This is a genomic window from Neptunicoccus cionae, assembly GCF_014643735.1.
GTDB lineage: Bacteria > Pseudomonadota > Alphaproteobacteria > Rhodobacterales > Rhodobacteraceae > Amylibacter > Amylibacter cionae.
In genome coordinates, this window is the sequence record NZ_BMKA01000002.1 from 568,097 (window position 1) to 580,630 (window position 12,534).

At 56.1% G+C, this 12,534-nt stretch carries 13 protein-coding genes; 6 read left to right on the plus strand and 7 right to left on the minus strand.

Translation table 11 applies throughout. The features are described from left to right. Window positions 1-36: 36 nt before the first annotated feature. The 6 genes from IEX10_RS08060 to IEX10_RS08085 all read right to left on the minus strand — a co-directional run bounded on the left by IEX10_RS08060 (window position 37) and on the right by IEX10_RS08085 (window position 6,793). Window positions 37-888, minus strand: coding sequence for a D-amino-acid transaminase (locus tag IEX10_RS08060; RefSeq protein ID WP_188673111.1), 852 nt, complete (start codon window positions 886-888; stop codon window positions 37-39). 7 nt (window positions 889-895) lie between these two features. Beyond that, the gene (gene dgcA / locus IEX10_RS08065) at window positions 896-1,864 is read right to left on the minus strand and encodes an N-acetyl-D-Glu racemase DgcA (RefSeq protein WP_188673114.1); all 969 of its coding nucleotides are present in this window, start codon (window positions 1,862-1,864) and stop codon (window positions 896-898) included. A gap of 100 nt (window positions 1,865-1,964) precedes the next feature. Further along, window positions 1,965-2,966, minus strand: coding sequence for an N-acetyltransferase DgcN (gene dgcN / locus IEX10_RS08070; protein WP_188673117.1), 1,002 nt, complete (start codon window positions 2,964-2,966; stop codon window positions 1,965-1,967). A gap of 216 nt (window positions 2,967-3,182) precedes the next feature. Further along, window positions 3,183-4,568 carry a sensor histidine kinase gene (locus IEX10_RS08075; RefSeq protein ID WP_188673120.1) on the minus strand — a complete coding sequence of 462 codons (1,386 nt, stop codon included), beginning with the start codon at window positions 4,566-4,568 and terminating at the stop codon, window positions 3,183-3,185. A gap of 69 nt (window positions 4,569-4,637) precedes the next feature. Next, window positions 4,638-6,071: a dihydrolipoyl dehydrogenase family protein gene (locus tag IEX10_RS08080; RefSeq protein ID WP_188673132.1), complete on the minus strand. Its 1,434-nt coding sequence runs from the start codon at window positions 6,069-6,071 to the stop codon at window positions 4,638-4,640. Continuing rightward, window positions 6,071-6,793 carry a TVP38/TMEM64 family protein gene (locus IEX10_RS08085; protein ID WP_188673135.1) on the minus strand — a complete coding sequence of 241 codons (723 nt, stop codon included), beginning with the start codon at window positions 6,791-6,793 and terminating at the stop codon, window positions 6,071-6,073. Before IEX10_RS08085 ends, IEX10_RS08080 begins: the two co-directional genes overlap by 1 nt. A 335-nt stretch (window positions 6,794-7,128) precedes the next feature. On the opposite strand from IEX10_RS08085, the gene rpmH reads away from it, so the two are divergent. The 4 genes from rpmH to IEX10_RS08105 all read left to right on the plus strand — a co-directional run bounded on the left by rpmH (window position 7,129) and on the right by IEX10_RS08105 (window position 9,414). Next, a complete protein-coding gene (gene rpmH, locus IEX10_RS08090; RefSeq protein WP_069298733.1) occupies window positions 7,129-7,263 on the plus strand; it encodes a 50S ribosomal protein L34 in 135 nt (44 codons plus the stop codon). 19 nt (window positions 7,264-7,282) lie between these two features. Next, complete coding sequence (gene rnpA, locus IEX10_RS08095; RefSeq protein WP_229678473.1) at window positions 7,283-7,699, plus strand: ribonuclease P protein component; 417 nt, start codon at window positions 7,283-7,285, stop codon at window positions 7,697-7,699. A 93-nt stretch (window positions 7,700-7,792) separates the two neighbouring features. Next, the gene (gene yidD, locus IEX10_RS08100; RefSeq protein WP_188673138.1) at window positions 7,793-8,014 is read left to right on the plus strand and encodes a membrane protein insertion efficiency factor YidD; all 222 of its coding nucleotides are present in this window, start codon (window positions 7,793-7,795) and stop codon (window positions 8,012-8,014) included. Between the two features lie 173 nt (window positions 8,015-8,187). Next, on the plus strand, window positions 8,188-9,414 hold the full coding sequence (locus tag IEX10_RS08105) for an aminopeptidase P family protein (protein ID WP_188673141.1): 1,227 nt from the start codon (window positions 8,188-8,190) through the stop codon (window positions 9,412-9,414). A gap of 40 nt (window positions 9,415-9,454) precedes the next feature. Here IEX10_RS08105 and IEX10_RS08110 read toward each other — a convergent pair whose 3' ends face one another. Then, window positions 9,455-10,012 carry a hypothetical protein gene (locus IEX10_RS08110; protein WP_188673145.1) on the minus strand — a complete coding sequence of 186 codons (558 nt, stop codon included), beginning with the start codon at window positions 10,010-10,012 and terminating at the stop codon, window positions 9,455-9,457. A gap of 330 nt (window positions 10,013-10,342) precedes the next feature. On the opposite strand from IEX10_RS08110, the gene ttcA reads away from it, so the two are divergent. Together ttcA and IEX10_RS08120 are read left to right on the plus strand one after the other, a co-directional pair. Further along, the gene (gene ttcA, locus IEX10_RS08115; RefSeq protein WP_188673148.1) at window positions 10,343-11,251 is read left to right on the plus strand and encodes a tRNA 2-thiocytidine(32) synthetase TtcA; all 909 of its coding nucleotides are present in this window, start codon (window positions 10,343-10,345) and stop codon (window positions 11,249-11,251) included. 92 nt (window positions 11,252-11,343) lie between these two features. Continuing rightward, entirely contained in the window at window positions 11,344-12,279 is a 936-nt protein-coding gene (locus IEX10_RS08120) for a LysR substrate-binding domain-containing protein (RefSeq protein ID WP_188673151.1), read from the plus strand. Window positions 12,280-12,534 lie beyond the last annotated feature (255 nt).

Genomic DNA, 12,534 nt, shown 5'->3' on the forward strand with positions numbered 1-12,534 from the left:
AATGTTCCCCAAATACTCAAAATCCGGCGGCGGCGATCAGATCGCGCGTTTGCGGCTTTCATCCACATAGATTTCCCGCAACCGCTTAGACACAGCCCCGGGCGTTCCATCCCCGATCACAGACCCGTCCACTTTGACGACCGGCATCACAAAAGTAGAAGCTGACGAGATAAACGCCTCATCCGCATCGCGGGCTTCATCCGGAGTGAAGTTGCGCTCTTCGATTTCCATCTGCGCTTCGCTCGCATATTTCAGCAAGCTGGCGCGGGTGATCCCGTGCAGGATGTCATTGGACAGCCCCCGTGTGATGATCTTGTTGCCTTTGACGATATAGGCATTGTTCGAAGACCCTTCGGTCACAAAACCGTCTTCCACCAGCCAAGCGTCATCCGCTCCGGCGGCTTTGGCCATCATCTTGCACATGGACGGATACAACAGTTGAACCGTCTTGATGTCGCGACGCCCCCAGCGGATGTCATCCGCAAAGATCACCGAAATACCATTCGCCGCAGCAGGTGTGTCGAGCAACGGCTTGGACTGGGTGAACAGAACCAGCGTTGGCTTGGCATCCTTCGGATAAACAAAGTCCCGATCCGCAGCACCGCGGGTGATTTGCAGGTAAACGCCGCCCTGTTCCACATCGTTGCGCTTTACCAGCTCGCGGTGGATTTCCAGCAGATCGTCAAAGCCTTCGGGTTTGTCCATGTCCAGCTCCGACAAAGACCGCTCCAGCCGTTTCAGGTGGCCTTCAAATTCCAGCAGTTTGCCGTCCAGAACAGACGTCACCTCGTACACACCGTCAGCCATAAGAAAGCCGCGATCAAACACCGAGACTTTGGCCTCTTCTTCCGGCAGGTAATCCCCGTTCAGGTAAACAATACGGCTCATGGTTTTTCTATCCCCATAGTGCGGCTGAAGGTGGATAGACCCCAGCCTCGTCAAATTTCAAAGGTTCATCGCGGTCTTGCGCCAGAAGCAAGGGACCGTCAAGATCGGTTACAGCAGCGCCCTGCGCCACGATTGTTGCGGGCGCCATCGCAAGGGACGACCCCACCATGCAGCCCACCATTACCTTATAGCCCGCCGCCAAAGACGCCTCGCGCAGACGCAGGGCTTCGGTCAGACCGCCGGTCTTGTCCAGCTTGATATTGGCCATGTCATATTTACCTGCCAGATGGGACAGGGACGCGCTGTCGTGACAGCTTTCATCGGCGCAAACCGGCAGAACCCGCTGCAGTTCCAGCAGAGCATCATCTTCACCTGCAGGCAGTGGCTGTTCAACCATTTCCACCCCAAGGCGCACCAGAACCGGAGCGAGCGTTTTATACAAATCCGGCGTCCAGCCTTCGTTTGCATCCACAATAATGCGGGCATCCTTGGCACCGCGACGCACCGCTTCGATCCGCGCGACGTCTTCCTCGCCACCGCCCAGTTTGGTTTTCAGCAACGGGCGAAACGCATTTTCTGCTGCCTGTTTTTCCATTTCCGCAGGGGTGGCCAGCGACAGGGTGTAGGCGGTAATTTCCGGTTTTGGCGCAGGAAGTCCGGCCAGCTCCCAAACACGCTTTCCGGCAGTCTTTGCTTCCAGATCCCAAAGCGCACAGTCCACCGCATTGCGTGCCGCGCCAGCGGGCAACATATCAAGCAGACCCTCGCGGTCCAATGTACCGGAGAGGCTTTTGACCTGATCGGTCACGGACTCCAGTGTTTCACCGTAACGGGCGTAGGGCACACATTCCCCCCAGCCTGTCACCCCGTTTTGCGTCACCCGCACCGTCAGCACTTTGGCCTCGGTCCGGGAACCCCGCGCGATGGTAAAGACCTGCGCGAGCTTGAAAACATCAGGGGTGACAGTAATTTGCAAGGGATTGTCCTTTCGTACCGGCCCCGAACTGGGTTGGGAACCGTTTCGAGTATTCATTGCGACAGTCCGGCGCACAGGTCCGGACTGTCAGATTTCGACTTTATACAGCGTCCAGCGCATCTACCAGACGACCGGCACCATGACGGAAAGGATCAACCGTTGGCAAGCCCATCTCGGCCTCAACCTGCTGCAGGTAGGCGTTTGCTTCATCTTCGGACATATGCTGTGTGTTGACCGAAATACCGACAACTTTACAGGCCGGATTGGCGACCTGTGCCAGCGGCAACGCGGTATCGCGCAAGGTTGCAAGGCTTGGCAGCTGGTATTCCGGCAGGCCGCGCATGTGGGTGCGGGTTGGTTCGTGACACAGGATCAGCGCATCAGGCTGGCCCCCGTGGATCAACGCCATGGTCACACCGGAATAGGACACGTGGAACAATGAACCCTGCCCTTCGATCAGATCCCAATGATCTTCGTCATTGTCAGGGGTCACATATTCCACAGAACCAGCCATGAAGTCGGCAATCACAGCATCAAGCGGCACACCGTCGCCAGTGATGAGAATGCCGGTTTGGCCCGTCGCACGGAAAGAAGCTTTCATGCCCCGCTCCAGCATTTCCCGCTCCATCGCGATGCCGGTATACATCTTACCAACCGAACAATCTGTCCCCACAGCAAGTACACGCTTGCCGCTGCGCTTCGTACCGTTTGCAATCGGGTATTCCACCGAAGGAATCCGCACATCGTGCAGGGACCGGCCATTTGCTTCAGCCGCCGCCACCAGATCAGGCTCGTCCCGCAGTAGGTTATGCAGCCCGCTGGCAATATCCATGCCTTTGTTCAGCGCCTCGACCAGCACTTCCTTCCACGCGGCAGAAATAACGCCACCACGGTTAGCCACACCGATCACCAGTGTTTTGCAGCCAGCGGCCACAGCCTCGTCGATGGTCATGTCAGTCATGCCCATATCGGCCTTGCAGCCTTCCATACGGTATTGACCCAAGGACGCATCGGGACGCCAGTCCTTAATACCTTGTGCAACTTTCGCGGCCAGACCATCGGGCGCGTCGCCCAGGAACAACAAATACGGTGTCTCAATCATAGCGGTTTCCTTCGAATCTATCAGGCAGTGTTTAACGGCACCTTAATAGAGGCCAGAAAGAATTACTTTGACCATTCCAACACGGACGTCACGTCCTGCGGGAGAATATTCGAAGTATTACACGATTCCTCGAAGAATATTCGCCCTGCTCGCAACCGCGCGCGCAAATGGCGTAGTTTAGACAGGTAAACAGCGCGATACGGAGCGAGCTAGTTTTCAACCCTCACCGCGCGGCAGCCAGACGCGGAACGCCGCACCTTTTGCAGAGTTTTCAAGCAGTTCCAACTTACCGCCGTGCCCAGCCACCAGTTCTTCGGAAATAGCCAAGCCGAGTCCTGTGCCGCCTTTGCGCACATTGCCTTCAAACGGTTTGAAAATATTGTCGAGCGCCTTAGCCGGAAGGCCGGGACCGGAATCGCGCACGTGGATTTCCCATCCGTCCGGCTGCTCCCGTCCCTCAATTTCGATGCGCCCACCCGAAGCGTTTTCCATCGCTTGGCGGGCATTGCGCACTAGGTTGCTCACGACGCGGTAAATCTGCTCTTCATCTGCGACAACATCCAGTCCATGTGCAGGCAGAGCCACGATCTCGACCGTGCCATTCCCCAGCGCCAGTGTTTCAGCCTCCACCACGTCTGCCAGCAGATGGTCCATTGCGAAGGGACGCCGGTTTGGCGCAACCTCCTGCGCCTTGCCATAGGTTAACGTGCTCTCACAAAGGTTAACCGCACGAGACAGACTGTTGAGCAGCTTCGGCGCGATCTTCTGAACGCCGGGATCATGGCTACTTTCCATCCGGTCGGCCAAAAGTTGCGTTGTCGTCAGAATATTGCGCAGATCATGGCTGATCTTGGACACAGCCCCGCCCAGCGCCGCCAGCCGTTCTTTCTGACGCAAGGACTGACTTAACTGGATTTCCATCCCCTGAAGCGCAGTTTCTGCCTCGAACAGTTCAGCCACGGTTGCCTTTGGCTGAATAATGCGGCGGCTGTCTTCCGGCGCATCGCCGTAGTTCTTGATCTGCCGCACCAACCGCTCCATCGGGCGCACCATAAAACGGCGCACTGCCAGAAACAAAAGCGAAGCCGTCACCACAGAAATCACCGCTGAAAGCAATAAGATGCGTCGCCCGTAATCCCAAAGCGCGGCACGCAAGGGCGGTTCGTGCATCGCGGCTTCGATCAAAAGGCCCGCCCCTTTGACCGGCGCGCCCATCACACGGATCACGCGGTCCCTGTGTTGCAACATAGTAGCAAAGGCATCGCGGATCAGCGTCAGCGCCGAGGCATCCCGCAAATCATAGGTCTGATCCACCATCGCCGTCATCGGCGAGCTGAGTATCAGTTCGCGCATCTGATTGCGGCGCAAAACGATGTTCAAAACGCCCGCGTTCTCCAACAACTCCGCTTCCAGTTCCGGTTCCACCATATCGTTGGCGGTGGCCAGCAACGACAGCGAAGCAATCTGCGAGCGTTCCAGACGCTCTTGAAGATAGTCGACGCGGAACCGTGCGACAGAGGGTACAAAGATCAGCACTTCGGCCAGCATGACGAAGATAATCGTCAGCAGCAAAAAACGCCCGGAGAGTGATCTTAAGAACATCCTGACCCCTGAACTTATGTCTGGTTAACAGACCTGCCGTATAAGTTACGCACGCCGTCTATTACCAGATCAAAAACGCTGCACAAAGCGGACAAAGCGCTTCACCCAGATATTGTCGAAAAGCCTCGGGGTGAAATAGGCACCGGCCACCCGCTTATTCACTTCGCCCAGTGTCGGATAGGGAGAGACCATCGCGGCCACAGCCCCCATTTTCAGCTTATTGGCAATGGCAAGCGCCCAGATCTGGATGAGTTCACCCGCCTGCGCCCCCGCAATCGAAGCCCCGACAGGCCGCCCTTTGACAACCATGACCTTAACCAGCCCGCGGGTTTTCAGTTCCGCCCGCGCGCGATCATTCTCACCATAGTCGAACCTGACCACCTCTAGTTTGTCGCCATGTTCTTTTCGGGCCTGCGCCTCTGTCAGGCCGACCTGCGCCAGCTCCGGATCGGTGTAAGTGGCCCAGGGGATGTGATCGGTTTTGGCCTGCGAAGGCAATCCAAACAATGCCGAGCGGATGATCACGCCGGCATGATAGTTGGCCACGTGCGTAAATTGCAAACCACCAGCCACGTCGCCGATGGCGTAAATGCGTTTGTTTGTCGTCTTCAAGCTGTCATCAACTTTGACTCCCCCTTTGGCAGGTTCAACGCCGGCCGTTTCAAGGTTCAGCCGGTCCACATTCGGCTTGCGCCCCACCGCCATCAAAAGATGGGAACCTTTGAACTGCTTCCCGTCACCGGTTTGCACGGTGATCGCGCCATCGGTTCCGCTGATCTTTTCGGCTTGCGCCCCCTCGATCACCTCTACTCCTTCGGCGCGGATATTCTCAAGAACGATCGCAGCCAGCTCCGGATCATCCTTGCCAAGCGCCTTGTCCCCTTCAATCACAGTCACACCGCAGCCAAGCCGACGGTGCGCCTGTGCCAGTTCCATTCCGATCGGCCCACCACCGATGATGATCAGATGCTCCGGCCGGTCCCGTAGATCAAAAATAGTCTCGTTCGTGAAATACGGTACATCCTCCAATCCCGGAATCGGCGGCACAAAGGGCGACGAACCAGTGGCAATAACAAAACGACGCGCTTTGATAATCGCGTTACCGGCGCGCAACTCTGACTTTGACACAAAACTCCCGTAGTCCTGTATCACGGTGACGCCCAAACGCTCGAACCGCTCAACACTGTCGTGCGGCTCAATCCCGGCGATGACGCGATCTACATGGTCTTTGGCTGCACCAAAATCCACATTCGGATCGGCCACGCCGACACCAAAAGGCCCGCCGGTTTCAAACGCATGCGCATGTTTGCCCGCAGCAATTAGCGCCTTTGAAGGAACGCAGCCGTAGTTCAGGCAATCCCCGCCCATTTTGTGCCCTTCCACCAGCACAACACGCGCGCCCATTTGCACAGCACCCGCCGCAACCGACAACCCGCCAGAGCCACCGCCAATGACACATAAGTCCACGTCTAACCGATGTTCGGTTCCTGCATCCTGTCCCATCACGCTACATCCTTCTTCTTAACAAATCGTTTCAACACAATCGGCAAAGTCGCCAGCGCACACAGCCCCAGAATGGGTCCTAGAATATGGGGTTCAAAGACAATCCCCAGATCGGGCGTTTCCCCCCTAGCAAACACTGCACCTAGCCCGGAACCGACCGAAGTATAGACAATAGACCCCGGCATGATCCCGAAAAACGTTGTCAAAGCAAAGTTCCGCAACCCAACCCCAAGAAACGCCGGCGCCAAGTTCGCCAGAAAGAAAGGAATCACCGGCACAAGGCGCATCAAAAGCAGGTAACTGATCTCGTTATCCCGCAGCCCTGCCTCCATCCGGTTGATCAATCCCGGCCGGTCCTGCAACCGCGCATGCAGCGCATCGCCGAGCCCCGTCTTTGCAGCCAGAAAAATCGCCACCGCCCCGAGAGTTGCCCCGATCACACAAAACAGAGCACCTGGGAAGATGCCAAACAAGAAACCACCAGTCAGCGTCATCACTGCCGCCCCTGGCAAAGAAAAGGCAACGACGGTCACATAAACAGCAATAAAACCAAGCCCTGCGATCAGAAAATTCGCATTACGCCAAGCCAGCAAAGTCTCGCGGTGATCGCGTAAGGTATCAAAGGTCAGCACATCGCGAAGGGTGAAAAAACCCACCAAAGCGACCAGCGCAATTCCGACCAACGGCCATATCCGCCTCGCGGTAACAGTTTTTTTACTCATTCGCCGTAAACTTCCTGACTAAGACATGCGGGCAGAAATACCCTTTGGAACCTATCTGCTGCACCGCATCGCCCAAAGATACCCCGCTCACGGGTGGTTGATCGCCCGTTAGTAAATGTTTCAGTTTTCTGGACCTTCGCGCGGCTGCCCTGTATACGGTTCTTACTGGCAGGACAGGCAATACGCGTTGGCCGAACGGGCACACCCGAAATAATCCAGATTTTTTTCTGCTCTTGCGAATTGACTTACCAATCCCCACGCCCTAGAAGCCAACTCTCGAATAGACTGGCCCTCGAATCCCTACCGATTTGGGCTACCCGATCAGGAGAACCGAAATGAAACGCACATACCAGCCGAGCAATCTCGTTCGCAAACGGCGCCACGGCTTCCGCTCGCGCATGGCCACAAAAGCAGGCCGCAAGATCCTGAACCGTCGTCGGGCTCAGGGCCGCAAAGATCTGTCCGCGTAAGACAGCCGGTTCTTAAGTTTTGAAACCGCCGGAGGCGTCACAAGGCAACCGCAAGGATGCCGGTGCACCGCAACCGGCGGTTTCCGCTTGCGCGCCTCCCCGATCTGTATCGGTTATGAAAGCGCGCAAGCAGTATCTGGCCTGCAACAACAAGCGGCGTCAGGGTACACCGGCTTTTCTTTTGCAAGCGCGCAATCGCAATGATGGCGATCCGACGATAAATGTAGGCTTCACCTGCTCCAAAAAGGTGGGCAACGCTGTCGCGCGCAACCGTGCCAAACGCCGCCTGCGAGAGGTTGCACGTCTGCTTCTACCTGAACACGGGCAGGCCGGATGGGATTATGTTCTGATCGGGCGCAAGGATGTCACCGCTTCACGGGATTTCTCAAAACTGCTGTCGGACCTCAAGTACGCCTTGACCAAAGTTTCCCCCTGACCGCGCCTCTTTTTGGTTCAAATATCCAATCCTTCGTCGCAACATCCGCTGCCGAGTCTGGTCGCGCAATGCCGCAGATGCTAACTCAGTCTTATGACCCCACTCGCACGCTTACTGTCCCTACCGGTCCACGCCTACCGCAAGACGTTTTCGTCTTATGTTGGCTATGGTTGCCGGTATCAGCCGACCTGTTCAGCCTATGCGCTTGAGGCCCTGGAAAAGCATGGCGGCGTAAAAGGCAGCTGGCTGGCATTGCGCCGAATCGGGCGCTGTCATCCATTAGGTGGCTCCGGTATCGACAACGTGCCGGATTAGGCAGCACTCGCCCCAAGAGTAAAAAGTCTTTTGCAAATCCGTCCAACCTTGCTATGACCTCCGCAAGAGCGATGGCGTCGCTCCACACGCGACTTGCGTGCTTCTCAAACCTGTTCTGAACGCCGGAACAAGTTGCAGGGGCATGGAATTGGCTCCTGTTAAAGGAGACCCTGATGAATCAGCACACCACCCCTACCCGTCCCGAATTTTTCACCTTCGCCAACGGCGAGAAGGCCCCACTGCCGTTTGCGCAATCCGAATATGATACACGCCTTGCAGGGCTGCGCCGGATTATGAGCGACATGAAGCTCGACGCGGTAATCCTGACCTCCATGCATGGAATCGCCTACTACTCCGGCTTTCTTTATTGTGCCTTTGGCCGCCCTTATGCCTGCGTTGTTACTCAGGATAGCGCCACAACTGTGTCGGCCAATATTGACGGCGGTCAGCCTGCACGCCGTTCGGCCTGTAACAATCTGGTCTATACGGACTGGAAACGGGACAACTACTGGCGCGCGGTGAAATCCTGCGCAAATGGCGCTAAACGCATCGGGGTTGAGGGCGATCACCTGACGCTGGCCCAGACCGACAAACTGCGCTCCTTCTTTGAAGTGGATCACATGGCGGATATCGCGCCCGCTTCGATGGAGCAGCGGATGATCAAATCTCCGGCTGAAATCGCGCTGATTCGCGAAGGCGCACGGGTTGCGGACCACGGTGGCTTTGCAATCCGCGACGCGATCAAGCTGGGTGCATCAGAGATCGAAATCGCTATGGCAGGCCGTGATGCGATGGAACTGGAAATCGCACGCTCTTTTCCAGCCTCCGAAATCCGCGACAGCTGGGTTTGGTTTCAATCCGGCCTGAACACCGACGGGGCCCATAATCCGGTCACGACGCGGCAGTTGCAGCAGGGTGATATTCTGTCGTTGAACACATTTCCAATGATCAGCGCCTATTATACTGCGTTGGAGCGGACCCTATTTATCGGCGAACCGGACGCTGCTTCTCTCAAGCTGTGGCAAGCCAATGTAGACGCCCATGAACTGGGCTTGTCCCTGATCAAACCGGGGGCGACCTGTTCGGGCATTTGTGCGGAAATCAATGATCTCTTTGCCTCGCGCGACCTGCTGCAATACCGCTCATTCGGGTATGGCCATTCGTTTGGCGTGCTGTCCCACTATTACGGACGCGAGGCTGGGTTGGAATTGCGCGAAGACATCGACACGGTACTGACCGAAGGCATGGTTGTGTCGATGGAACCGATGCTGACCATACCCGAGGGCACTGCGGGGGCCGGTGGTTACCGTGAACACGATATTCTGGTGGTTGGGGCTGATAGTTCTGAAAACATAACAAAATTCCCCTACGGCCCGGAGCACAACATCATCAGCGCCTGAACGATTACCCCACTTAATTTGGGGTAACAGATGCAGCGGCCTAGTCTTTTAGTTTGGGCCGCTGCTTGATCTTGGCTGCGATCATCTCAAAGATCATAAACAGCATTATCAGTGCCGGAAGGATAGAAACGCCAGAGAACCCCTTGGCATCCGGTCTGAAATCTTTCTGAATTTCTTTGACCAATGTTCCAAGCCCTTGAGGCGCTTTGCGCAACTCCTTGAACCTGCGTACCGAAGTATCAACGAGAATTTTGAGGTTCTTCTCGGGATCTTTCGCCGCCAGTTTCGCGGCTTTTTCCAAGTTGACCACAAGCTTCAAAAGCTGCCCCATGATACTGTCCATCCAGTCCACATAGGCCTGGCTCTGGTCGTTCAGCTTACCATAAGCTGACGAACCTTGCAGTTGGGTCAAAGCGGAATATTTCCCCATAAAGGCTGTCACCTTCTTACGCGCTGACAGGATCTTGGTCTTGTCGAGTTTCTCAAGCTTGATGTCGAAAGCTGTGGGAGAAACATCTTTCGCAAGGTTGCGCAGCGCCTTGTCGGCCTCCATCACGGCCTTGCGCACCTTCATATCTAACGCTGAAACTTCGCTCATGATCCGGCCTCCTGTTCTGAAGCCAGCATAGAGCCAATCCTGCGCGACACGGTGATTTTCGACACGGTTTTGGAAAATTGGGGAGAAGCGGGTTCAGGCCAAGGCCCGAACCCAAGCGAACAACCAGCCCCGACGGGGTGCCCCCTACTACGATGACATCCCGAAATTCGAAGACCAGTGGTACAGCCGGTTCAAGGAACCTGGGCCGCAAACCGTTCGCATTTCACTTCCCTGACACCCCACCCACAGGAGCGTCTGGAAATAATACGCCGGACGGGCCCATTTGGTTCACCGCTTGTTTTTATTTTTGTCTAAGGGTATCCCCGCGCCATGCTAGATACACCCACAGACATCCACCCATTGTTTTACGGCGCTCCGTCCACGACGGAGTATAAAAAGCTGCGCAAGCGGATCATTCGCCAGGCCCGAGAGGCAGTTGAGGATTTCGGCATGGTCGAACGGGGTGCCAAATGGCTCGTCTGTTTGTCCGGTGGGAAAGACAGTTACACATTGCTGGCGGTCCTGACGGAATTGAAATGGCGCGGGATGCTGCCTGTGGAAATCCTTGCGTGTAATCTGGATCAGGGGCAGCCTAATTTTCCCGCCACCGTCCTGCCGGAGTTTCTGGAAAAGATGGGCGTACCGCACCGGATTGAATATCAGGATACCTATTCCATTGTGAAGGATAAGGTTCCTGCCGGTCGCACCTATTGCGCGATGTGTTCGCGGTTGCGGCGTGGCAATCTTTACCGGATCGCGCGGGAAGAAGGCTGTTCAGCCGTGGTGTTGGGCCATCATCGGGACGACATTCTTGAAACCTTTATGATGAACCTGTTTCACGGCGGGCGGCTGGCGACAATGCCACCCAAACTGCTGAACGAGGAAGGCGATCTCTTCGTCTATCGTCCGCTGGCCTATGTTGCCGAAGAAGACTGTGAAAAGTTTTCCCGCGCAATGCACTATCCTATCATCCCTTGCGATCTTTGCGGTTCCCAAGACGGGTTACAACGCCAGCAGGTGAAGCAGATCCTCGACGGGTGGGAGAAAAACAGCCCCGGCCGCCGTCAGGTGATGTTCCGCAGCCTTATGAACGCGCGTCCCAGCCACCTGCTGGACCCGAAGCTTTTCGATTTCGTAGGACTGGCACGGGACCCCGACAAAGCGACCGCAACAGCAGTGACAGCTGACGCAAAAAGCGCACCTGATGGGAAGGGCGATACGCCCCCTATCCTGACCTGAACCAGCAAATCTGGCTTATAATTTGTCTCACATAGCCTAGCCCTTTCATAAACGGAACTTGCAGCGCGGGTGTCATTTGATAACCTGCATCTATGAAGATTTCTTTAAGACACCTCGCTTATTTCCGTGCCTTGTGCATCCACGGACATTTCGGCCATGCAGCGGACGCTGCCCATGTCTCTCAGCCTGCGCTTTCTGTGAAAATTCAGGAACTGGAGGATATTCTCCAAGCTCCGTTGATTGATCGCACGATCCGTCCGTTCCGGCCAACCCCCTATGGCCACCACATATTGGAGCGTGCCAATCGCATTCTCGCAGATGTCGAAGCGCTAGAAGACAGCGCCCGTCAGAAGCGTGGTGTCGAGGGGCCGTTTACGCTCGGCATCATCCCGACTGTTGCGCCCTACCTGCTTCCCGCCGCAATTCCGCTGATCCAATCGCGCCTGCCTGCACTGGACCTGCAAATTCGTGAAGGCACCACGGATGAAGTGCTGGAGGAGCTTAATCAGGGGAAACTCGACGCCTGCATAATTGCAACGGACGTCCAAACACCCCAATTGCACCAGACCGAGCTGTTCGCAGATCATTTCCTGCTGGCGATACAGGCGGAACAAGCGGCAGAGCTGGGTTTGACGGACGGTCAGATCGCCCTGTCCGACATTGCAGCGCTAAAGTTGCTTTTGTTGTCCGAAGGCCACTGCCTGCGGGATCAGGCCAAGAGTTTCTGTCAATATGCCACACAGGAAACCCTGAACCAGATCGGCGCCAGCAGCCTGCAAACACTGGCCGGACTGGCGGCGGCGGGGTACGGCGCGACGCTAATCCCCGAGATCGCTTACGAAGACACGCGCGCCAAAGGTCCGCTCGCTGTGTTGCGCCTTGCGGCACCCGAACCGGAACGGACCATCTCTTTTGTAAGTAAGGTTCATATGGAAAAGACGATGGACAGCAGCGCGCTGGAACAGATTTTCGCAGAAGCGGGGAAGCAGAAAACGCAAGAAACCCGTACATATCTGACAAATCGTTAACGGATCTGGCGGGCGAATCCCTGCACATTGACCTGCACTTTGCGCACCGTGCTGTCTGGTTTGGTAGCTGATACCGGAACCGCACGGATGAATTGCCCGTTCATTTCCCTGCCCTAAGCTGCTCTTTCGCCAGCACATTCGGCCACACCGCGCGTGCGGAATACCAGACAGTCTGCGCCCAAAAGCAGCATTTCAGCCCTTATCCCTTGACCTTTGCCTGTCAAATCTATTGAACCGCCTCAAACATTTCCAAAC

What these genes read in the sequence shown, in the direction of transcription:
- IEX10_RS08110 (WP_188673145.1), bottom strand. Translation starts at nt 10,012, where the DNA reads ATGAGCGAAGTTTCAGCGTTAGATATGAAGGTGCGCAAGGCCGTGATG.
- ttcA (WP_188673148.1), top strand. Translation starts at nt 10,343, where the DNA reads ATGCTAGATACACCCACAGACATCCACCCATTGTTTTACGGCGCTCCG.
- rpmH (WP_069298733.1), top strand. Translation starts at nt 7,129, where the DNA reads ATGAAACGCACATACCAGCCGAGCAATCTCGTTCGCAAACGGCGCCAC.
- IEX10_RS08080 (WP_188673132.1), bottom strand. Translation starts at nt 6,071, where the DNA reads ATGGGACAGGATGCAGGAACCGAACATCGGTTAGACGTGGACTTATGT.
- IEX10_RS08085 (WP_188673135.1), bottom strand. Translation starts at nt 6,793, where the DNA reads ATGAGTAAAAAAACTGTTACCGCGAGGCGGATATGGCCGTTGGTCGGA.
- IEX10_RS08060 (WP_188673111.1), bottom strand. Translation starts at nt 888, where the DNA reads ATGAGCCGTATTGTTTACCTGAACGGGGATTACCTGCCGGAAGAAGAG.
- yidD (WP_188673138.1), top strand. Translation starts at nt 7,793, where the DNA reads ATGACCCCACTCGCACGCTTACTGTCCCTACCGGTCCACGCCTACCGC.
- IEX10_RS08105 (WP_188673141.1), top strand. Translation starts at nt 8,188, where the DNA reads ATGAATCAGCACACCACCCCTACCCGTCCCGAATTTTTCACCTTCGCC.
- IEX10_RS08075 (WP_188673120.1), bottom strand. Translation starts at nt 4,568, where the DNA reads ATGTTCTTAAGATCACTCTCCGGGCGTTTTTTGCTGCTGACGATTATC.
- IEX10_RS08120 (WP_188673151.1), top strand. Translation starts at nt 11,344, where the DNA reads ATGAAGATTTCTTTAAGACACCTCGCTTATTTCCGTGCCTTGTGCATC.
- dgcN (WP_188673117.1), bottom strand. Translation starts at nt 2,966, where the DNA reads ATGATTGAGACACCGTATTTGTTGTTCCTGGGCGACGCGCCCGATGGT.